This is a genomic window from Ectothiorhodospira mobilis, from assembly GCF_016584115.1.
Classification (GTDB): Bacteria; Pseudomonadota; Gammaproteobacteria; order Ectothiorhodospirales; family Ectothiorhodospiraceae; genus Ectothiorhodospira; species Ectothiorhodospira mobilis.
In genome coordinates, this window is the sequence record NZ_NRSK01000005.1 from 86435 (window position 1) to 107370 (window position 20936).

At 67.6% G+C, this 20936-nt stretch carries 23 protein-coding genes and 1 pseudogene; 12 read left to right on the forward strand and 12 right to left on the reverse strand.

The features are described from left to right. Window positions 1–81: 81 nt before the first annotated feature. The 8 genes from soxX to ffh form a co-directional block, all read right to left on the reverse strand. Window positions 82–780: a sulfur oxidation c-type cytochrome SoxX gene (gene soxX / locus CKO33_RS03595; RefSeq protein ID WP_200179473.1), complete on the reverse strand. Its 699-nt coding sequence runs from the start codon at window positions 778–780 to the stop codon at window positions 82–84. Between the two features lie 40 nt (window positions 781–820). Then, window positions 821–1627 (reverse strand): sulfur oxidation c-type cytochrome SoxA, encoded by an 807-nt coding sequence (soxA, locus tag CKO33_RS03600; RefSeq protein WP_200179370.1) that lies wholly within the window; start codon window positions 1625–1627, stop codon window positions 821–823. A gap of 193 nt (window positions 1628–1820) precedes the next feature. Then, a complete protein-coding gene (locus CKO33_RS03605; RefSeq protein ID WP_200179372.1) occupies window positions 1821–2327 on the reverse strand; it encodes a methylated-DNA--[protein]-cysteine S-methyltransferase in 507 nt (168 codons plus the stop codon). Window positions 2328–2442: 115 nt separating this feature from the next. Then, window positions 2443–2790 (reverse strand): 50S ribosomal protein L19, encoded by a 348-nt coding sequence (gene rplS / locus CKO33_RS03610; RefSeq protein ID WP_200179374.1) that lies wholly within the window; start codon window positions 2788–2790, stop codon window positions 2443–2445. A 13-nt stretch (window positions 2791–2803) separates the two neighbouring features. Further along, window positions 2804–3568 carry a tRNA (guanosine(37)-N1)-methyltransferase TrmD gene (gene trmD, locus CKO33_RS03615; protein WP_200179376.1) on the reverse strand — a complete coding sequence of 255 codons (765 nt, stop codon included), beginning with the start codon at window positions 3566–3568 and terminating at the stop codon, window positions 2804–2806. Window positions 3569–3570: 2 nt separating this feature from the next. Next, a complete protein-coding gene (gene rimM, locus CKO33_RS03620; protein WP_200179378.1) occupies window positions 3571–4068 on the reverse strand; it encodes a ribosome maturation factor RimM in 498 nt (165 codons plus the stop codon). 28 nt (window positions 4069–4096) lie between these two features. After that, on the reverse strand, window positions 4097–4354 hold the full coding sequence (gene rpsP / locus CKO33_RS03625; protein ID WP_090487033.1) for a 30S ribosomal protein S16: 258 nt from the start codon (window positions 4352–4354) through the stop codon (window positions 4097–4099). 110 nt (window positions 4355–4464) lie between these two features. Next, on the reverse strand, window positions 4465–5826 hold the full coding sequence (gene ffh / locus CKO33_RS03630) for a signal recognition particle protein (RefSeq protein WP_200179380.1): 1362 nt from the start codon (window positions 5824–5826) through the stop codon (window positions 4465–4467). Between the two features lie 143 nt (window positions 5827–5969). On the opposite strand from ffh, the gene CKO33_RS03635 reads away from it, so the two are divergent. The 3 genes from CKO33_RS03635 (at window position 5970) to radA (ending at window position 9521) form a co-directional block, all read left to right on the forward strand. Then, window positions 5970–6788, forward strand: a complete 819-nt coding sequence (locus tag CKO33_RS03635; RefSeq protein ID WP_200179388.1) for a cytochrome C assembly family protein — start codon at window positions 5970–5972, stop codon at window positions 6786–6788. Window positions 6789–6873: 85 nt separating this feature from the next. Further along, a complete protein-coding gene (locus CKO33_RS03640; RefSeq protein ID WP_200179390.1) occupies window positions 6874–8160 on the forward strand; it encodes an HlyC/CorC family transporter in 1287 nt (428 codons plus the stop codon). Between the two features lie 5 nt (window positions 8161–8165). Then, a complete protein-coding gene (gene radA, locus CKO33_RS03645) occupies window positions 8166–9521 on the forward strand; it encodes a DNA repair protein RadA (RefSeq protein ID WP_200179392.1) in 1356 nt (451 codons plus the stop codon). Between the two features lie 17 nt (window positions 9522–9538). On the opposite strand, the gene CKO33_RS03650 is transcribed toward radA, so the two are convergent. Continuing rightward, the gene (locus tag CKO33_RS03650) at window positions 9539–9841 is read right to left on the reverse strand and encodes an encapsulin-associated ferritin-like protein (protein ID WP_200179394.1); all 303 of its coding nucleotides are present in this window, start codon (window positions 9839–9841) and stop codon (window positions 9539–9541) included. Between the two features lie 147 nt (window positions 9842–9988). Between CKO33_RS03650 and CKO33_RS03655 the strand changes: the two genes are divergently transcribed. The 5 genes from CKO33_RS03655 (at window position 9989) to folE2 (ending at window position 14360) form a co-directional block, all read left to right on the forward strand. Continuing rightward, window positions 9989–10264 (forward strand): exodeoxyribonuclease VII small subunit, encoded by a 276-nt coding sequence (locus tag CKO33_RS03655; protein ID WP_200179395.1) that lies wholly within the window; start codon window positions 9989–9991, stop codon window positions 10262–10264. Continuing rightward, on the forward strand, window positions 10265–11149 hold the full coding sequence (gene ispA, locus CKO33_RS03660; protein ID WP_200179397.1) for a (2E,6E)-farnesyl diphosphate synthase: 885 nt from the start codon (window positions 10265–10267) through the stop codon (window positions 11147–11149). It begins immediately after the preceding gene. 63 nt (window positions 11150–11212) lie between these two features. After that, window positions 11213–13117, forward strand: a complete 1905-nt coding sequence (dxs, locus tag CKO33_RS03665; protein ID WP_200179399.1) for a 1-deoxy-D-xylulose-5-phosphate synthase — start codon at window positions 11213–11215, stop codon at window positions 13115–13117. 20 nt (window positions 13118–13137) lie between these two features. After that, entirely contained in the window at window positions 13138–13518 is a 381-nt protein-coding gene (gene queD, locus CKO33_RS03670) for a 6-carboxytetrahydropterin synthase QueD (protein ID WP_200179401.1), read from the forward strand. Window positions 13519–13532: 14 nt separating this feature from the next. After that, complete coding sequence (gene folE2 / locus CKO33_RS03675) at window positions 13533–14360, forward strand: GTP cyclohydrolase FolE2 (RefSeq protein ID WP_200179402.1); 828 nt, start codon at window positions 13533–13535, stop codon at window positions 14358–14360. A 20-nt stretch (window positions 14361–14380) separates the two neighbouring features. Here folE2 and bamC read toward each other — a convergent pair whose 3' ends face one another. Next, window positions 14381–15505, reverse strand: a complete 1125-nt coding sequence (bamC, locus tag CKO33_RS03680; RefSeq protein WP_200179404.1) for an NlpB/DapX family lipoprotein — start codon at window positions 15503–15505, stop codon at window positions 14381–14383. A gap of 5 nt (window positions 15506–15510) precedes the next feature. Further along, the gene (gene dapA / locus CKO33_RS03685) at window positions 15511–16395 is read right to left on the reverse strand and encodes a 4-hydroxy-tetrahydrodipicolinate synthase (RefSeq protein WP_200179406.1); all 885 of its coding nucleotides are present in this window, start codon (window positions 16393–16395) and stop codon (window positions 15511–15513) included. Window positions 16396–16563: 168 nt separating this feature from the next. Here dapA and CKO33_RS03690 point away from each other — a divergent pair, with 168 nt between their 5' ends. Genes CKO33_RS03690 through CKO33_RS03700 form a run of 3 tightly spaced genes read left to right on the forward strand, consistent with a single transcriptional unit; the run spans window position 16564 to window position 19096 of the window. Next, window positions 16564–17115, forward strand: coding sequence for a glycine cleavage system transcriptional repressor (locus tag CKO33_RS03690; RefSeq protein WP_200179408.1), 552 nt, complete (start codon window positions 16564–16566; stop codon window positions 17113–17115). Window positions 17116–17173: 58 nt separating this feature from the next. Next, the gene (locus CKO33_RS03695; protein ID WP_200179410.1) at window positions 17174–17644 is read left to right on the forward strand and encodes a peroxiredoxin; all 471 of its coding nucleotides are present in this window, start codon (window positions 17174–17176) and stop codon (window positions 17642–17644) included. Between the two features lie 36 nt (window positions 17645–17680). Next, a complete protein-coding gene (locus CKO33_RS03700) occupies window positions 17681–19096 on the forward strand; it encodes a PhoH family protein (RefSeq protein ID WP_200179412.1) in 1416 nt (471 codons plus the stop codon). Between the two features lie 4 nt (window positions 19097–19100). Here CKO33_RS03700 and CKO33_RS03705 read toward each other — a convergent pair. Continuing rightward, window positions 19101–19424 (reverse strand): annotated as a pseudogene (locus tag CKO33_RS03705) (AI-2E family transporter); the annotation flags it as partial. Between the two features lie 93 nt (window positions 19425–19517). On the opposite strand from CKO33_RS03705, the gene CKO33_RS03710 reads away from it, so the two are divergent. Next, complete coding sequence (locus CKO33_RS03710) at window positions 19518–20933, forward strand: PhoH family protein (protein WP_200179412.1); 1416 nt, start codon at window positions 19518–19520, stop codon at window positions 20931–20933. Window positions 20934–20936 lie beyond the last annotated feature (3 nt).

The window sequence follows — 20936 nt, forward strand, 5'->3', positions numbered from 1 at the left end:
AAGGGGGCGATGCAAAAAGGCCCGGGGGATCCCCGGGCCCGATGGCCTTGGTGGCGATATCCGCCGGGGGCGGAACGGGGCTCACAATCCCCTGCGCTCCCCTTCCCCGGGTTCGATGCCGGGGTTGACCGGGGATTCCGGGTCCAGGAGATAGGCCATGATATGGGAGATGGATTCCTCGCTGAGGAAGTCGTTGACCCCGAAACGCGGCATGTTGGTGCACGGGAAGTAGGCGTGGGGATTGTAGATCATCTCGTACACGAAACGGCGCACCGACTCGCCCTGGCCCCGCAGTTCACCGTAGTTGGTGAGGCTCGGCCCCAGGTTGCCGTAGCCCAGTTCGTCAGGATCCATCTGATGGCAGGCGTAGCAATTGCCCCCCGCGGTGCGATCCGGATCGTCGTTGCGGTGACCCACGCGGTAGCCGTAGCCGCTGCGCGCCAGTTCCGCCCCCTTGCGCCAGTCCCCCAGCTGGATGCCGCCCTCGGGATAGCGGATGCTCTCCCGGGCGATGCGCACGATGCGCGCGGCCACATCCGCCGGGGGCCGGTTACGGGTCTCGCTGCACAACCGCTGGATCTCATCCTGTTCCATGCGCTGGCGGGCATCGCCCCCCTCCTGCACGGGCTGGTCCAGACGGAAACTGCCGGATTCGAAGACCAGATACTCGGCGTATGCCTCCGGTGTCATCTGCAACGGATCGGGCCCCCGGGACCGCTCCGGTGTCTCCTGCTGGGCGCAGCCGGCGACCCCGGCCAGGGCCAGGAGAGCGGTGACCATCACGGTTCGATGATTCCATGGATACATGCTCTTCCCCCCTTCAACGCTTCAGATCCGGCAGGGTGGCCACATGCCCCCGGGCCTGGTCCGTCCAGAAGGACAGGATGGCGATGGAGGCCTCCGAGCCGAAGTTCAGGCCGGCCTGGCGCATCTGCCAGTAGCAGCCCCGCACGCGGTGCTGCGAGGAGCGCACCACGCCGTGACCGATGCGGTAAGCGGGCCAGGAGATGGCCTTGGCCCATTCCGCGGGCTGATGCACCGAGGGCAGGTAGGAGAGCCGGATGCGCTTGCGCTGCTCGCTGTGGCAGCTGACGCAGCCGAAATCCATCTTCCCGGCGCGGCGGTAGAACAGCACCTCCCCCGCATCCCGGGTGAGCCGCTCCATGGGGTGATCCATGGGGGGATCCCACTTCATGCCGTCGGACTGGCTGGCGATATAGGTGTAGAGGGCCACCAGGTCGGCGGTGTGGGTGGTGGAGGAGTGTTTGCGGGCGATGGGGGCATCCTCCTCCGTGAAGCCCTGGAGGGTCTTCATGCAGTAGATGATGCGGCTCTCCAGGTCCATGACCCGGCCGGCGTCCTCGAAATAGCGGGGCATCTGCACGTAGGCCCCTTCCAGAACGCCGGGACCCAACCCGAAGTCACACGCCTCCAGGGAAGCGTTTTTCGGGCCGCGCTTCTCGTGGAACAGTTCCTCCCCCTTCCACAGGGTCAACTCCGCCGGATTGCTCTCCGCCAGCATCATGAGCTGCTGGCGCTTGGTGAGATACGGCGAGTCGGACGCCGCCGCCGGAACACAGGCCAGTCCCGACAGCAGGATCGAATACCACAGCAGTCGCCTGAGCATTTTTGTCATCCTCCGCACATGTATGGACATGTGGCCCCCCTGAGGTCTCCCTGGCGCCGGAAGGACCGGGACTGCGGCTGGCCGCGGCCCCATCCGGCAGACGGGATTCGGGTAGACCCGGGGTCAAGGGTGCGGGGATGATTGAAAAATGTCAATCACTAAAGGAATAAGATCATAACCGGAGCGCATGGGATCAGCAGGGGGCGCCCTCGTGTTCCAGTAACCACTGCTTCACCGCCAGGGGACGGCCAGCGACGGCCCCGGCATAACCGCCGGGCCCGTCGGCGGCTACGACGCGATGGCAGGGAACGATGATGGGCAGGGGATTGGCGCGGCAGGCCGCCGCCACCGCCCGCGGGGCCGTGTCCAGCGCCCGGGCGAGTTCACCGTAGGTGCGCACCTGTCCCGGGGGAATCCGCTCCAGGGCGGACCAGACGCGGCGCTGGAAGGGGGTGCCGCCAGAGGCGAGGGGCAGGGAAAAGGCAGACGTGGGATCCCGGAAGTAGTCGCTGAGTTGCACCAGCGCCCGTTGTATGGGGGGCGATGCCTCCCGGGTCTCGAAGGGCGGGTGCTGCGGGGGGAGGAACTCGACGCGGTACAGGGTCCTGGTGTCGGCGTACAGGGCGATGGCCCCCACCGGGGTGTCCAGGATGGCACCGGGGATGGTTGCGGCCGCGGGCGGGCTGTGGGGGTGGGTCATGGGCGGGAGGCGTCGGTGCGGATGCATCGCGCACCATACAACACTGCCCGTCCGGACCCGAAGGCCCGGACGGGCAGTGAAGGACACCAACCTGGTTCCCTGCGGGGGAGAGACGTTACTTGACGTCTTCCTTGATACGTGCCGCCTTGCCGGTCCGGCCGCGCAGGTAGTACAGCTTGGCCCGGCGCACCTTGCCGCGGCGCTTGACCTTGATATCCGCCACGGACGGGCTGTAGGTCTGGAAGACCCGCTCCACCCCTTCCCCGTGGGACATCTTGCGCACGGTGAAGGCGGAGTTGATGCCGCGGTTGCGCTTGGCGATGCAAACGCCCTCGAAGGCCTGCAGACGCTCGCGGTTGCCTTCCGTCACCTTGACCTGCACGACCACGGTATCGCCGGGCGTGAAATCGGCCACCTCGCGGTTCATCTGCTCGGCTTCCAGTTGTTGGATGATGTTGCTCATGTTTCGACCCCTGTCAGTCACTGCTCGGCGCGGCCTGCGTGCTCGCGCGGTCGCGTTGATAGTCTTCCAGCAGGCGGCGGTCCGCCTCGCTCAACTGCATCCCGTCCAGCAGATCGGGCCTCCGCTCCCAGGTCCGCCCCAGGGCCTGCTGTCGCCGCCAGCGGGCGATGCGGCCATGGTCACCGCTGAGCAGCACCTGGGGCACCGCCCTGTCCGCATACACCTCGGGACGGGTGTAGTGCGGGCAGTCCAGCAGGCCCTCGGAGAAGGAGTCCTGCGCCGCCGACTCCGCATCCCCCAGCACCCCGGGCAGGAGCCGGGCGCAGGCATCCACCATCACCATGGCCGCCAGTTCCCCGCCGGAGAGGACGTAGTCCCCGATGGACCATTCCTCGTCCACCTCCAGCTGGATCAGGCGCTCGTCGATGCCCTCGTAGCGGCCCGCCAGCAGGATCAGCCGTTCGGTCTCGGCCAGGCGGCGCACCGCCTCCTGATCCAGCACCCGCCCCTGGGGGCTCATGTACAGCACCCGCGCGGGACGGGAATCCGCCCCCCGGGCCGCTTGGATGGCCCGGCGCAGGGGTTCCGCCTTCATCACCATGCCGGGCCCGCCACCGTAGGGGCGGTCGTCCACCGTGCGATGGCGGTCGTGGGTGTAGTCCCTGGGGTCCCAGCAGTGCAGGGACAACCGCCCCTGCTCCCGGGCCCGGCCGGTGACGCCCCACTCGGCCACCGAGGCAACCCAGCGGGGAAAGACGCTGACGATATCGAAGCGCACGTCTAGAAGTCCGGGTCCCAGTCCACCCGGATCTCGTCCGCCTCCAGCTGGACGCTCCGGATCACCTGTTCCCGCACATAGGGGATCAGCCGCTCCCGATCCCCGTGCACCACCAGGACGTCGTTGGCACCGGTTTGCAGGAGATGATCCACCCGCCCCAGTTCCACCCCCTGGAGGTTGACCACCCGCAGACCCACCAGGTCGGCCCAGTAGTATTCATCCTCAGGCAGGGGCGGCAACTGGTCCCGGGTGATGGCCAGACGGCAGCCGATACAGGCGCCAGCGGCATCCCGGTCGTCTACCCCCTGGAACTTGGCCACCAGCCCCTTGCCATGGCTCCGGCCCGCTTCCACGTGCACCTCCGTCCACTGGCCGTTCCGCTCCATGTACAGCGGGTTGTAGCGGATCAGCTGGGTGCGCGGCTCGGTTTCCGAAAAGATCCTGAGCCAGCCCCGCACGCCGTAGACACCGGCGATGTGCCCCACGACGATACGGTCCATCCGGCCCTCGCCCCCGCTTACGGGCGCCTCAGGCGCCGGCGTTCTGCTTCTGGAATTCCTTGAGCAGCTTGGAGACGCGCTCGGAGGCACGGGCCCCCTTGGACAGCCAGTGCTGCACGCGCTCGGCGTCCATGTGCAGGCGCACCTCCTGACCGCGGGCGACGGGATTGAAGTATCCCAGCCGCTCGATGTAACCGCTGTCCCGGCGACTGCGGGAATCGGTGACCACGATCTTATAGAAGGGCGCCTTCTTGGCGCCTCCGCGAGCGAGTCGAATCGTAACCATCTGCGCTTAGCCCTGCTTGATCTGGTATCTGGACAGGGGGCGACCCCCCGAGAAACCGGGCATTATACACGCGCGGCGCCCGGGAACAAGTGGCCCCGGGGCCACGCATCTCAGAACGGCAGGCGCCCCCCGGGCATCTGCCCCTTGAGGGATTTCATCATCTTGCCCATGCCCCCCTTGGAGAACTGCTTGACCATCTTGCTCATCTGCATGTGCTGCTTGAGCAGGCGGTTGACATCCTGCACCTGGGTACCGGAACCGGCGGCGATGCGGCGTTTGCGTGACCCCTTGATGAGCTCCGGATGACGCCGTTCCTTGGGGGTCATGGAATTGATGATGGCCACCATGCGGTTCAGGTCCTTATCGTGGGCCTTGTTGCGCACGGCCTCCGGCAGGTCCCCCGCCCCGGGCAGCTTCTCGATGAGGGAGTTGACCCCGCCCATCTTGGACATCTGCGTGAGCTGGTCGCGCAGGTCCTCCAGGTCAAAGCGCTTGCCCTTCTTGATCTTGCGGGCCAGCTTCTCCGCCTTGTCCTGATCCACCTGGCGCGTGGCCTCCTCCACCAAGCTGACCACATCACCCATGCCCAGGATGCGGGAGGCCACGCGTTCGGGGTGAAAGGGCTCCAGGGCCGTGGGCTTCTCCCCCATCCCCAGGAACTTGATGGGCCGGCCGGTGATGTGGCGCACCGACAGGGCGGCGCCGCCGCGGGCGTCCCCGTCCGCCTTGGTGAGCACCACACCGGTGAGCGGCAGCGCGTCGCTGAAGGCCTTGGCGGTGTTGGCGGCGTCCTGCCCCGTCATGCTGTCCACCACGAACAGGGTCTCCACCGGGTTCAGGCCCTCGTGCAGCCGGCGGATCTCCTCCATCATCTCGGCGTCCACGTGCAGGCGCCCGGCGGTGTCGATGATGAGCACGTCGCGGTACTGGCGGCGGGCATGATCCAGGGCCGCCTCGGCGATGGCCAGGGGATCGTCGCCGGCGTCACTGGGGAAGAACTCCACCCCCACCTCCCCGGCCAGGGTCTCCAGCTGGCGGATGGCTGCGGGGCGGTAGACGTCGCAACTGGCCACCACCACCTTCTTGTCCTGGCGCTCCCGCAGCCAGCGGGCCAGCTTGGCCACCGTGGTGGTCTTGCCGGCCCCCTGCAACCCGGCCATGAGGATCACGGCGGGGGGCTGGGTATTGAGGTTGATGCCGTCGTTGGCATCCCCCATGACATGCACCAGCTCGTCGTTCACCACCTTCACCAGGGCCTGGCCGGGGGTGATGCTGGCCACCACCTCCTGGCCCACGGCCCGTTCCTTGACCCGGGAGATGAACTCCCGCACCACCGGCAGGGCGACGTCCGCCTCCAGCAGGGCCTTGCGCACCTCGCGCACGGTGTCCTGGATATTCTCCTCGGTGAGCCGGGACTGGCCACGGAGGCGTTTGAGGGTGCCTTGCAGGCGCTCGGATAGGCTATCGAACATGACGCATCACTGACGGGACGGTGTTGAAGGGCATTGTATCGGGAAACGCTTCCGCTGCCGAGATCAAGGGCGCACGACCGCCTTCAAAGGTGGGGTGTTTTGTGCAATGATTCCCCTTTGGATTCCAAGGTTTGGTGCCCTCCATGCTGCTTGCCACCATCGGTTTTGTCGCCACCGTGCTCTACTTCACCGGCGGGGCCCTGCTCATGCAGCGGCTGCGCCTGGCCGCCGCCGGCGGCAGCGCGAGCATACGCAGTCGCATCGCCCTGTTCTCGGTCTGGGGCGGTGCCATCCTGCTGCACGCCCTTATCATCTACAGCTTCAGCTTCGCCCCCGGGGGGCCGGGCATGGGGGTCTTCGGCATCGTCTCCATGACCGCCTGGATCATCGCCGTCTTCCTGTTCCTGTGGTCCCTGAACCATCCCATCCATGTCCTGGGCATCGTGCTCCTGCCCTTCGCCGGGGTGACGGTGGCCCTGGAGATGGCCCTGGCGGGGGCGACGCCCATGGTGGACGTGATGGAACCCGGCCTGCGGGCCCACACCCTGCTGTCCATGATCGCCTTCAGCCTGCTCACCATTGCCGCCATCCAGGCGGTGCTGCTGGCGGTGCAGAACCGCAGCCTGCACAATCACCGTCCCGGCGGGCTCATCCGCGCCCTGCCCCCTTTGTCCATGATGGACTCCATGCTCTTTCACATCATCGGCTGGGGGTTCGTCTTCCTCACCGCGGCCCTGATCACCGGCATCTTCGTCTGGGACGACGTGATGACCCGCTCCCTCATGCACAAGGTCGTGTTCGCGGTCATCGCCTGGTTCGTCTTCGCCATCCTGCTGTTCGGTCGTTTCCGCTTTGGCTGGCGGGGGCGCAAGGCCGTGCGCTGGACCCTGGCCGGCTTCGCCTGGCTGGTGGTGGCCTACGTGGGCAGCCTGGTCATCGTCGAGATGATGATGCCCGCCTGACCCCCATGGCGTGCTTGACAGGCCACGGCCCCGATCCGTCTAATGCCCTGCATGGACCGCCCATCGCCCTGCGGATAAACGCGTCTTGAACGAAATCCCCCTGAGCGTCCTCGCCCTGGTCCTGGTGGCGCTGTTCTTCTGCTCGGCCTTCTTCTCCGGGTCGGAGACGGCGCTCATGTCCCTCAACCGCTACCGCATGCGCCACCTGGCGCAGGCGGGCCATGGCGGGGCGCGTCGTGCCCAGAGACTGCTGGATCAGCCCGACCGGCTCATCGGCCTGATCCTTTTGGGCAACAACTTCGTCAATATCCTCATCACCCAGGTGGCCACCTACATGGGCTACCGGGTCTACGGGGACGCCGGGGTCGCCATCGCCACCGGATTGCTCACCCTGACCCTGCTGGTCTTCGCCGAGGTGGCCCCCAAGACCCTGGCGGCCACCCATTCCGACCGCGTGGCCTACCCCGCCTCCTATGTCTATACCCCCCTGCTGGTGGTGGCCTACCCCCTGGTGTGGACCGTCAATATGGTGGCCAACGGGGTGCTGCGGGCACTGGGGGTACGGCCCCGGGAAGGATCGCACCACGCCCTCTCCAGCGAGGAACTGCGGGTGGCGGTGAACGAGGCGGGCAACCTGATCCCGGCACGCCACCAGCGCATGCTGGTGAACCTGCTGGACCTGGAGAAGGCCACGGTGGAGGACATCATGGTGCCGCGCAACGAGATCGTCGGCATCGACCTGGAAGACGACTGGGACGAGATCGAGGCCCAGATCATCCACAGCCAGTACACCCGTCTGCCCGTCTTCCAGGGGAGCATCGACCACATCCTGGGGTTCATCCACCTGCGCCGTGTGCTGCCCCTGGTGCACCAGGGGGATTTCGGCCGGGAACAGCTCCGCCGCCACCTGCGGGATCCCTACTTCATCCCGGAAGGGACCAACCTGAACCGCCAGCTGCTCAACTTCCAGCGGGAACGCCGGCGCATCGGCCTGGTGGTGGACGAGTACGGTGACATCCAGGGCCTGGTGACCCTGGAGGATCTGCTGGAGGAGGTGGTGGGGGAATTCACCACCGACCCGGCGGATGTCTCCCCGGAGATCACGCCCCAGGCGGATGGCAGCCACCTGGTGGATGCCTCCATCCAGCTACGGGAACTGAACCGGGTCCTGGGCACCACCTTCCGTCTGGACGGTCCGCGCACCCTCAACGGGCTGCTGCTGGAATACCTGGAGACCATTCCCGAGGCCAGCACCAGCGTGCTCATCGACGGCTACCCCGTGGAGATCGTGCACGTGAAGAGCAATGCCGTGAAGACGGCCCGCATCGGGCCACGGCTGAAGCAACCGCCGGCGGACACGGACACCGCCTGATCCCCATGGCCCGCACCCGCACCCGCTATCAATGCACCGCCTGCGGGGCCGTATCCCCCAAGTGGATCGGCCAGTGCCCGGACTGCGGCGCCTGGAACCGCATGGAGGAGATGGTGGAGACCTCCGCCGGGGACGGCGGACGCTTTGCCGGTTACGCCGGCGACGCCCCCTCCCGGGTGCAGCGCCTGGGGGATGTACAGGGGGGCGGCCAGGCCCGCCTGTCCACGGGCATCAGCGAGCTGGACCGGGCCCTGGGGGGCGGGCTGGTGGCCGGCTCCGTGGTGCTCATCGGCGGCGACCCGGGCATCGGCAAGTCCACCCTGCTGCTGCAGACCCTGGCCACCCTCCCTGACCTGTCCAGCCTCTATGTCACCGGCGAGGAATCCCCCGAGCAGGTCTCCCTGCGGGGACGCCGTCTGGGATTGCCCTGCGACGACCTGCGCCTGCTCACGGAGACCTGCGTCGAGCGCATCGTGGCCCACGCCCGCAGCGAAGCCCCCCGGGCCATGGTGGTGGATTCCATCCAGACCCTGTACTCGGAACAGCTGCAGTCGGCGCCGGGCTCTGTATCCCAGGTACGCGAGAGCGCCGCCGTGCTGGTGCGCCACGCCAAGCAGACCGGCACCGCCCTGTTCATCGTCGGCCACGTCACCAAGGAGGGTCAGATCGCCGGACCCCGGGTGCTGGAGCACATGGTGGACACGGTGCTCTATTTCGAGGGGGACCCGGGCGGCCGCTACCGCATCCTGCGGGCGGTGAAGAACCGCTTCGGGGCGGTGAATGAACTGGGGGTCTTCGCCATGCTGGAGACGGGTCTCAAGCCGGTGACCAACCCCTCGGCCATCTTCCTCTCCCGCCACGAGGAACCCGTGCCGGGCAGTGTCATCATGGTCACCCGGGAAGGCACCCGCCCCCTCATGGTGGAGGTGCAGGCCCTGGTGGCGGAGAGTCATGCACCACAGCCACGGCGCATCACCGTGGGGCTGGAACAGAACCGGCTGGCCATGCTCCTGGCGGTGCTGCACCGCCATGGAGGCCTTGCCCTGTTCGACCAGGATGTGTTCGTCAACGTGGTGGGCGGGGTGCGGGTGAGCGAGACCGCCGCCGACCTGCCCATGCTCCTGGCCGCCCTCTCCAGCTTCCGCGACCGGCCCCTGCCCCACGATATGGTCAGTTTCGGTGAAGTGGGCCTGGCGGGGGAGATCCGCCCCGTGCCCAATGGCGAGGAGCGGCTGCGGGAGGCGGTCAAGCACGGCTTCACCCGGGCCGTGGTGCCGGCCGCCAACCTGCCCCGCAAGGGCATCCGGGACATGGAGATCACCCCCGCCCGGCGCCTGGCGGAGGTGCTGGAGGTGATCTGACCCCCTGGCGGCGATCCCTACCCGGCGTGCTTCTCCAGATCGGCGATGGGCCGGTCCGTGAACAGGTAGTCCCGCAGATGGCGATCGAAGGCGGGATCCCGGCGGCGGATCCACTCCAGCAGCATGGCGGCATGCTCCTTCTCCTCATCCCGGTTGTGGGCGAGGATAGCGGACAGCTCCGAGTCGGTGCAGGCATCCACCCGCTGCTGGTACCAGTCCACCGCTTCCAGTTCCTCCATGAGGGACACGATCGCCCGGTGCATGTCCCGGGTATGGGCCGTCAGATCCTCCACCGGTTCGTGGTACCCTTCGCTTGCCATGATGCCTCCTCCAGGGTTCGGAATGGATAAAGGCCATTCAGACCCATTTCCGGCCATGGCGTCAACCAACCCGGCGCCTCCATGCGCGGGGTTTTCGATGCGGGGCGATTTGGATACCGTATTATCCTTTTGCAAGACGAGATCCGCATGACCTCTGACGCAACCGCATGCGACACCCCGCCGGACGATCTGGCCGGATTCGAGAAGGACCTGGAGGCGCTGGAACAGTTGGTGGAGCGCATGGAACAGGGGGAACTTCCCCTGGAGACCGCCCTGCAGGAATTCGAGCGGGGGATCGCCCTCACCCGGCGCTGTCAGCAGGCACTGCAGCAGGCGGAACAGAAGGTGCGCCAGCTCACCGGGGAGGATGCGGAAACCGATTTCGACACGCCCGCACAGCCGGGCCCGGACGGAGAAGACTGAGTGCATCCACGCATCCCCGAACTGCAACAGCGGCTCGAGAACACCCTGGAGGGGTGGCTTCCCGAAAGCCACATCCTCCCCGGACGCCTGCATGAGGCCATGCGCTACAGCGCCCTGGACGGGGGCAAGCGCATCCGTCCCGTGCTCACCTATGCCACCGGCATGGCGCTGGGGGTCCCGCTGGAACAGCTGGATGGGCCCGCCTGCGCCGTGGAACTGATCCATGTCTATTCCCTGGTGCACGACGACCTCCCGGCCATGGACGATGACGACCTGCGCCGCGGCAAACCCACCTGCCACAAGGCCTACGACGACGCCACCGCCATCCTGGTGGGGGATGCCCTGCAGGCCCTGGCCTTCCAGATCCTGGCCACCGACCCCGCCATGGTGCCGGACCCGGCGGCCCGCCTGCGCATGGTCGGACGACTGGCCCAGGCCGCCGGTTCCCGCGGCATGGTGGGGGGCCAGGGGATCGATCTGGTCTCGGCGGGGCGGCAGCTGGACATCGCCGAGCTGGAGGACATGCACATCCACAAGACCGGCGCCCTCATCCGGTCCGCCGTCGCCCTGGGGGCCCTGAGCCAGCCGGAGACGACGCCGGAGGTGCTGAAGGGTCTGGACCGCTTCGCCAAGTGCATCGGCCTGGCCTTCCAGATCCAGGACGACATCCTGGACGTGGAAGGGGACACCCAGACCCTGGGCAAGACCCAGGGCTCCGACCAGGCCCGGGACAAGGCCACCTATCCGGCCCTCATCGGCCTGGAGGATTCCAAGGCGCAGGCGCGGGAGTTGGTGGACCGGGCCCTGGAGGCGGTCTCCCCGCTGGGGGACGAGGCGGAACTGCTGCGCTGGATCGCCCGCTACATTGTCGAGCGCATCCACTGACCCGCTGCTTGCACACCCGCACGCCCCCGCTGATAATGAAGGTTTTCGCCCGATGGCAGAGCAATGACCCCGACGGATCCCTACCCCCTGCTCTCCCGCATCCACTCGCCGGAGGACTTTCGCGACTGGCCGGTGGACGAGCTGCCCGCCCTGGCGGATGAACTGCGCGCCTTCCTGCTGGAATCCGTCTCCCGCACCGGGGGCCACCTGGCGGCCAATCTGGGGACGGTGGAGCTGACCCTCGCCCTGCACTACGCCTTCCACACCCCCCACGACCGGCTGGTGTGGGACGTGGGCCATCAGAGCTACACCCACAAGATCCTCACCGGTCGCAGGGAGGGGATGCCCACCCTGCGCCAGAAGGACGGTCTCTCCGGATTTCCCAAACGCGACGAGAGCCCCTACGACACCTTCGGCGTGGGCCATTCCAGCACCTCCATCAGCGCCGCCCTGGGCATGGCCCTGGCGGCACGCCAACAGGGGGAACGGCGCAAGGCGGTGGCCATCATCGGCGATGGCGCCATGACCGCGGGCATGGCCTTCGAGGCCCTGAACCACGCCGGCGACGAGAAGGCCGACCTGCTGGTGGTGCTCAACGACAACAAGATGTCCATCTCCCCCAACGTGGGGGCGATGAACCGCTACCTGGCGCGCCTGCTCTCCGGCCCCATCTACTCCTCCATGCGCGAGGGCAGCAAGCGGGTGCTGGACCGGCTGCCCCCCATGCGCGAGTTCATGCGCCGCGCCGAGGAGCACGTCAAGGGCATGATCACCCCGGGCACCCTGTTCGAGGAACTGGGACTGAACTACTACGGCCCCGTGGACGGTCACGACCTGGAGGGGCTGGTGAAGATGCTGCGCAACCTCCATTCCATGGAGGGGCCGCAGCTGCTGCATGTGGTCACCCACAAGGGTCACGGCTATGAACCGGCGGAGAAGGATCCGTGCACCTACCACGGCGTGGGCCGCTTCGATCCCGAGCGTGGGGTCCAGAACGGCAAGGGGAGCGCGGCCCCCACCTACACCGAGGTCTTCGGCCAGTGGCTGTGCGATCAGGCCGCCGCGGACGAGCGCCTGGTGGGGATCACCCCCGCCATGTGCGAGGGCTCGGGCATGACCGAGTTCGCCCGGCGCTTCCCCGAACGCTACATCGACGTGGGCATCGCCGAGCAGCACGCCCTCACCCTGGCGGCCGGCATGGCCTGCGAGGGGATGCGGCCGGTGGTGGCCATCTACTCCTCCTTCCTGCAGCGAGCCTATGACCAGCTGGTGCACGATATCGCCCTGCAGGGGCTGCCGGTGGTCCTGGGGGTGGACCGCGCCGGGGTGGTGGGCCCCGACGGGCCCACCCATGCCGGCAGCTTCGACCTGTCCTTCCTGCGCTGCATCCCGGACCTGGTGGTCATGGCCCCGGCGGACGAGGCGGAATGCCGGCGCATGCTCTCCACCGGCTTCCTGCTGGAACGCCCCTGCGCCGTGCGCTACCCCCGCGGCCGCGGTCCGGGCGCCCTGCCGGAAGAGGGCCTCATCCCCCTGCCTCTGGGCCAGGCCCAGGTACGCCGCGAGGGGCGCCGGGTGGCCATCCTGGCCTTCGGCACCCCCCTGGCGGCGGCACTGGAGGCGGGGGAACGGCTGGATGCCACGGTGATCAACATGCGCTTCGTCAAGCCTTTGGACGAGGCCCGTGTGCTGGAGGCGGCCCGAAACCACGAACTCCTGGTTACCGTGGAGGACAACGTGGTGGCCGGAGGCGCCGGCAGCGCCGTGGCCGAGTGCCTGAGCGCCCATGCCTTCTCCGTGCCGCTGCTGCAACTGGGCCTGCCGGACCGCTTCCAGGGCCAGGGCACGCGGGAGGAACTCCTGCAGGATGCAGGCCTCACCGCGGACGACGTGGAGGCCGCCATCGTCGCCCGACTGGGGACGGACCGGGCTTGTGCCCACCCCGCCGGCCGCGTATTATCCAAGTAATACACTAAAGCATCCCTGCAGTGCCCACATACACCCTCAAGGTGCTGACCGACTTTGCCTCGGCGCACACCCTAAGAGATTATCCCGGTGACTGCGCCCGGCTCCACGGCCACAACTGGAAGGTGGAGGTGGAGGTGCGGGCCACACGCCTGGACCGCCTGGGCATGGCGGTGGATTTCAAGACCGTCAAGGCCCTGGCCCGGGAGATCGCCGGCCACCTGGACCACCGCTACCTCAACGACCTGGAGCCCTTCCGGGACATCAACCCCACCGCGGAGCATATCGCGGCGTGGTTCTTCCAGGAGATGGCCGGGCGTCTGGACGCCCCCGGGGTGCAGGTCAGCGCCGTCACCCTCTGGGAGACGGAGCGCGCCTGCGTCCGCTACTCGGAAGACTCCTGAGGAAAAGCCCCCATATGAGCACCCTCGTCCCCAAAGTCATCCAGTCCGCCATACCGGACGTGCAGTCCAGCGCCGACACCCGGCGCATCCCCATCAACAAGGTGGGCATCAAGGACATCCGCCATCCGGTGCGGGTCCGCGACCGCAGTGGCGGGGAGCAGCACACCGTGGCCCGTTTCGCCATGTACGTGAACCTGCCCCATGACTTCAAGGGGACCCACATGTCCCGCTTCGTGGAGATCCTCAACGCCCACGAGCGGGAGATCACCGTGGAGACCTTCAAGCTCATGCTGCATGAGGTGGCGCGGCGCCTGGAGGCACAGGCGGGGCACATCGAGATGAGCTTCCCCTACTTCGTCAACAAGCCCGCCCCGGTCTCCGGCGTGTGCAGCCTGATGGACTACGACGTGACCTTCATCGGGGAGATCCGTGACGGCCAGCCGCAGCTGACCATCCGGGTGCTGGTGCCGGTCACCAGCCTCTGCCCCTGCTCCAAGGGCATCTCCGACTACGGCGCACACAACCAGCGCTCCCACGTCACCGTGGAGGCGCGCATCCGGGATTTCGTCTGGGTGGAGGAACTCATCGATCTGGTGGAGGAGGAAGGCTCCTGCGAGCTCTGGGGACTGCTCAAACGCCCCGACGAGAAGTACGTCACCGAACACGCCTACGACAACCCCAAGTTCGTGGAGGACCTGGTGCGGGACATCGCCGTGCGTCTCAATGCCGATGACCGCATCGCGGCCTATTCCGTGGCCTCGGAGAACTTCGAGTCCATCCACAATCACTCGGCCTACGCCCTCATCGAGCGGGACAAGGAGAGCGATCCCCCGGCGGCCTGAGGTCATCCCGGGGACCGGGATCAGCGGGTCGCCGTCCCCTCGCCGCGGAAGGCATCCCGCACCCGCTCCAGCAGGGCCCGGGACATCTCCGCGGACAGGGCCCCGCCGTCGCCACCACGGGCGGAGACCGCCACCCCATCGTCCTGACGCTGCAGGTGGAGCCGGTAACGGCCACCGTCCTCCAGGGCGGGGCCGTCCCCGTTCCCAAGGAGCCGGGAGAGGAAACCGCCCGACGGGCGTTCCTGCTCCACGGGGCGGTAGATCACCTCGTAGCGCCCGGCCTCCCGGTCGTAGTCCTGCACCAGGAGGGATGCCCGGTCCAGGACCACCCCCATGCGCCGCCAGACCGGATCATAGTCCCCGCGCACCAACAGCTCGGTGCCCTCTTCCCCGTCCCGCAGCACCGCCTCCGGTGCCCCGTCGGCGGCCCCTGTCACCGCTTCGGCCGCCTGCTGCGGATCCTCGCCCAGGGATACCATGATGCGCACCAGCATGCGCGCCTCCGCCTCCGGGTCCGGCGGGGCCACGGCCCAGCGCACCAGATCCTCCCGCTCGGCCACCTCCACGAGGCCGCGATGGCTGACGAAGACCGCGGCCCCGGCACCCGTGGGTTCCACCCGCAGGCGATAGCGATGACGCACACCGGCGTCGTAGGTGTTGCCGAAGATCCCGGCGAAGAGCCGGCGCAACCCACCCTCCACGGGGGCATCCGCGCCGGACTCGAGCCAGACGGTCTCCAGGATCCCCCGACGGGGGTCATTGCGCTGCAACTCAATCCCCTCGGAGTCGAAGAACGCCACCAGACGCCCCCACAGGGCCTCGGGGGGCAGATCCTCCACCTCCAGCCAGCGCACACTGCCCTCGCGGTGCAGGGTCATGCCCTCAGGCTCGGGCAGGACCCGCCTGCTCCCGTCGCCCTCGTCCACACCGCCGGATGCCACCGGGGCGCCGCCCACCTCCGGGATGCGGAAGGCGGGATCCGTCTGCGGCATGACCAGATCCGGGGGCACCACCAGGTCGGGATCGAGTCCCTCCCGGCCGGCGCTGTCGCGTTCACCCAGGGTTCCACAACCGGATGCCAGGAGGGCAGCGGCCAATGCCGGCCACAGGGGCCGGGACACTGCAAGCAGCGGGGATACGTTCATGAATCTCAACGGGTCAGGGGGATGTCCGCCGCCTGCAGGGCGCGGCGCAGGGGTTCACGGTGTGTTTCCGAGAGCGGGGTCAGGGGCAGCCGGATGCCCGGGGGGATGCGGCCCATCTCGTACAGTGCCCATTTCACCGGGATGGGATTGGATTCCACGAACAGGGCCCGGTGCAGATCCCGGATCGGGGCCTCCGCCGCCCCGGCGGCGTCCCGGTCCCCGGCCACGGCCGCCCGGCACATGGCATGCATGGCCGCGGGGGCCACATTGGCCGTCACCGAGATGCTGCCCCGTCCACCGGCCAGCATGAATTCCCGGGAGGTGGGATCCTCACCGCTGTACAGATCCAGGCGATCACCACACAACTTCAACAGACGGGGGACACGCTCCAGATCCCCCGTGGCCTCCTTGATGCCCACGATGTTGGACACGGGGGCCAGGCGCGCCACCGTCTCCGGCAACAGATCCACCCCCGTGCGGCCGGGGACGTTGTACAGGATCTGGGGGATGGGCACCGCCTCCGCCACCGTCTTGAAGTGGCGGTAGAGCCCCTCCTGGGTGGGCTTGTTGTAATACGGGGTCACCAACAGGCAGGCATCGGCCCCGGCCTCCATGGCCAGGCGCGTGAGTTCCACGGCCTCCGCGGTGGCATTGGCCCCGGTGCCGGCGATCACCGGCACACGGCCGCGCGCACACGCCACCACCTGGCGCACCACGGCACAATGTTCGGAGACGTCCAGGGTGGCCGACTCACCGGTGGTGCCCACCGCGACGATGGCATCCGTGCCACCCTCCACGTGGAACTCCACCAACCCCTCCAGCGCCTCCCGGTTCAGGGAACCGTCCTCGTTCATGGGCGTGACCAGGGCCACCATGCTGCCGTGAAACATCGAAACCTCCGCACCAAAAGCAGCCTCACATAGTAAAGTGCCCCCCTGCCCCCATCAAGCGCCGCCCCGTAGGCAGTCCCCCGGCGAACTGCTACCCTTGACCTCGGATGCCGGCACATGCCCCGCCGGTCCCCCCCCACCAGCCGCAAGGAACCCGCTTCAGCCCCCATGCCCCATGCCGCCCGTCATCACCGCGCCAACCGCCTCCTCATCAACGTCATGGGGGACTACCGCCCCGGCCTGCTGGACCGCCTGACCCGGGCGGTCATGGAGGCCGGTTGTCACATCCGGGACGGACACAGCGCCCTTCTGGACGACGCCTTCTCCGCCACGCTCCTGGTCTCGGGCAACTGGAACACCCTGAGCAAGCTGGAAGGGGCCCTGGAGGGGCTGCGCTCCCAGGGTCTGGAGATCCAGTGGCGGCGCACCGCGCCACCGCCCCGGGAGAACCACAGCCTGCCCTATTCCGTGGATGTCATCGCCCTGGATCAGCCGGGCATCCTGCACCAGCTGGTGGCCTTCTTTTCCGCGCGCGGGGTCAGCGTGCAGGAGATGGACACCCGCAGCTACACCGCCGCCCCCTCCGGGACCCCCATGTTCACGGCCCACCTGGGGGTGGAGATCCCCGTCAGCGAGCACATCGCCGCCCTGCGGGATGACTTTCTCGACCTGTGCGACGAACTCAACCTGGACGGAGTGATCGAACCCTACAAGGCCTGAAGCCCCGGGATCCGCCCCGGGCTGCGGCCGCCAAGCCCAAAGAGGAGGCCTTCGGACCATGTCTCAGGTGGAAGTGGGCAAGCCCGTACCCGATTTCACCCTACCGGCCACGGGGGGTGGCGAACTCCGTCTCTCGGACCTTTTGGGGTCGCAACACCTGGTACTCTACTTCTACCCCCGGGACGACACCCCCGGATGCACCACCGAGGGCCGGGACTTCACCGAGCACTACGCCCGGCTCACCGAGGCGGGGGCCACGGTGCTGGGCATCTCCCGGGACGGCATCCGCTCCCACGAACGCTTCAAGGACAAGTACGGCTTCCCCTTCCAGTTGCTCTCCGACGAGCAGGAGACCGTATGCGAGCTGTTCGGCGTCATGAAACAGAAAAACATGTACGGTAAACCGGTGCGAGGCGTCGAGCGCAGCACCTTCCTGGTGGACCGGGACGGCATCCTGCGACACGAATGGCGCAAGGTGAAGGTGCCGGGACACGTGGAGCAGGTGCTCGCGGCCCTGAAGACCCTGTAGCCCAACCCCGGAGACCCCGACCATGGTGGAAACCACATGGTGAAGAAGGACATCCACGGCCGGCGCCTGTTCGTCCTGGACACCAATGTGCTCATGCACGACCCCACCGCCCTGTTCCGTTTCAAGGAACACGACATCTACCTGCCCATGGTGGTGCTGGAGGAGCTGGACCGGGGCAAGAAGGGGGTCTCCGAGGTGGCGCGCAACGTACGCCAGGTGAGCCGCTTCATCGACGACCTCATGGAGGAGGCCAGCCACTCGGACATCGCCCGGGGGCTGCCCCTGGATGCCGGGCACTTTGAAGGTCCCGCCGCCTTCGGCGCCAGCGGGCATCTGCACTTCCAGACCCGAAGCCTCACCGGCCAGCTGCCGGACACCCTGCCGGGCACCACTCCGGACAACACCATCCTCAACACCGCCCTGTCGCTGCAGAAGGAGCGTCCCGACCAGTGCGTCACCCTGGTGTCCAAGGACATCAACCTGCGCATCAAGGCCGCGGTCCTGGGGATCCACGCCGAGGACTACTACAACGACCAGGTGCTGGACGACGTCAACCTGCTGTACACCGGCACCTGCGAGTTGCCGGCGGACTTCTGGGACCGCCACGTGCAGACCATGGACTCCTGGCAGGAGGAGGGGCGCACCTTCTACCGCATCAGCGGTCCCATCACCGAGCAGTGGCATCCCAACCAGTTCCTCTACCGGCCTGACGACCCCGCCTTTGTGGCGGTGGTAAGGGAGATCCAGGGGGACACCGCCCGGGTGGAGATGGCCCGGGACTACACCGGGGCACGCCACACGGTGTGGGGGATCAACGCCCGCAACCGGGAGCAGAACTTCGCCCTGAACCTGCTCATGGACCCGGAGGTGGACTTCGTCACCCTGGTGGGGACCGCCGGCACCGGCAAGACCCTGCTCACCCTGGCGGCGGGCCTGGCCCAGACCCTGGAGGAGAACCGCTACCGGGAGATCATCATGACCCGGGTGACCGTACCGGTGGGGGAGGACATCGGCTTTTTGCCGGGGACGGAGGAGGAGAAGATGACCCCCTGGATGGGGGCCCTGATGGACAACCTGGAGGTCCTTACCCATTCGGAGAGCGGCGGCGACTGGGGGCGCGCCGCCACCAACGAACTGCTGATGAACCGGGTGAAGATCCGCTCCATGAATTTCATGCGCGGGCGCACCTTCCTCAACCGCTTCATCATCCTGGACGAGGCCCAGAACCTCACCGCCAAGCAGATGAAGACCCTCATCACCCGGGCCGGCCCCGGTACCAAGGTGATCTGCCTGGGCAACATCGCCCAGATCGACACCCCCTATCTCACCGAGACCTCCTCGGGCCTCACCTACGTGGTGGACCGCTTCCGCCCCTGGGCCCATGCCGGACACGTCACCCTGCTGCGGGGCGAACGCTCCCGCCTGGCGGACTACGCCTCGGAGACCCTCTAGGGGCCTAGACGGGCCCCTCCTCCCGGGGCCGGTCCTCGTCGCCGTAGCGGGGCCAGGAACGGATCACCGCCTGGATGAGGGTGGCCAGGGGGATGGCGAAGAAGACCCCCCAGAGCCCCCACAGCCCGCCGAAGAGGATCACCGCCGCGATGATGGCCACGGGGTGCAGATTTACCACCTCCGAGAACAGCAGCGGCACCAGCACGTTGCCGTCCAGGAACTGGATGATGGCATAGGCCACCAGCACGTAGGTGAACTCGTTGCCCAGCCCCCACTGGAAGTAGGCCACCATGGCCACCGGCAGGGTGACCACCGCCGCCCCCACATAAAGGTGAAGGTGCCGGGACACGTGGAGCAGGTGCTCGCGGCCCTGAAGACCCTGTAGCCCAACCCCGGAGACCCCGACCATGGTGGAAACCACATGGTGAAGAAGGACATCCACGGCCGGCGCCTGTTCGTCCTGGACACCAATGTGCTCATGCACGACCCCACCGCCCTGTTCCGTTTCAAGGAACACGACATCTACCTGCCCATGGTGGTGCTGGAGGAGCTGGACCGGGGCAAGAAGGGGGTCTCCGAGGTGGCGCGCAACGTACGCCAGGTGAGCCGCTTCATCGACGACCTCATGGAGGAGGCCAGCCACTCGGACATCGCCCGGGGGCTGCCCCTGGATGCCGGGCACTTTGAAGGTCCCGCCGCCTTCGGCGCCAGCGGGCATCTGCACTTCCAGACCCGAAGCCTCACCGGCCAGCTGCCGGACACCCTGCCGGGCACCACTCCGGACAACACCATCCTCAACACCGCCCTGTCGCTGCAGAAGGAGCGTCCCGACCAGTGCGTCACCCTGGTGTCCAAGGACATCAACCTGCGCATCAAGGCCGCGGTCCTGGGGATCCACGCCGAGGACTACTACAACGACCAGGTGCTGGACGACGTCAACCTGCTGTACACCGGCACCTGCGAGTTGCCGGCGGACTTCTGGGACCGCCACGTGCAGACCATGGACTCCTGGCAGGAGGAGGGGCGCACCTTCTACCGCATCAGCGGTCCCATCACCGAGCAGTGGCATCCCAACCAGTTCCTCTACCGGCCTGACGACCCCGCCTTTGTGGCGGTGGTAAGGGAGATCCAGGGGGACACCGCCCGGGTGGAGATGGCCCGGGACTACACCGGGGCACGCCACACGGTGTGGGGGATCAACGCCCGCAACCGGGAGCAGAACTTCGCCCTGAACCTGCTCATGGACCCGGAGGTGGACTTCGTCACCCTGGTGGGGACCGCCGGCACCGGCAAGACCCTGCTCACCCTGGCGGCGGGCCTGGCCCAGACCCTGGAGGAGAACCGCTACCGGGAGATCATCATGACCCGGGTGACCGTACCGGTGGGGGAGGACATCGGCTTTTTGCCGGGGACGGAGGAGGAGAAGATGACCCCCTGGATGGGGGCCCTGATGGACAACCTGGAGGTCCTTACCCATTCGGAGAGCGGCGGCGACTGGGGGCGCGCCGCCACCAACGAACTGCTGATGAACCGGGTGAAGATCCGCTCCATGAATTTCATGCGCGGGCGCACCTTCCTCAACCGCTTCATCATCCTGGACGAGGCCCAGAACCTCACCGCCAAGCAGATGAAGACCCTCATCACCCGGGCCGGCCCCGGTACCAAGGTGATCTGCCTGGGCAACATCGCCCAGATCGACACCCCCTATCTCACCGAGACCTCCTCGGGCCTCACCTACGTGGTGGACCGCTTCCGCCCCTGGGCCCATGCCGGACACGTCACCCTGCTGCGGGGCGAACGCTCCCGCCTGGCGGACTACGCCTCGGAGACCCTCTAGGGG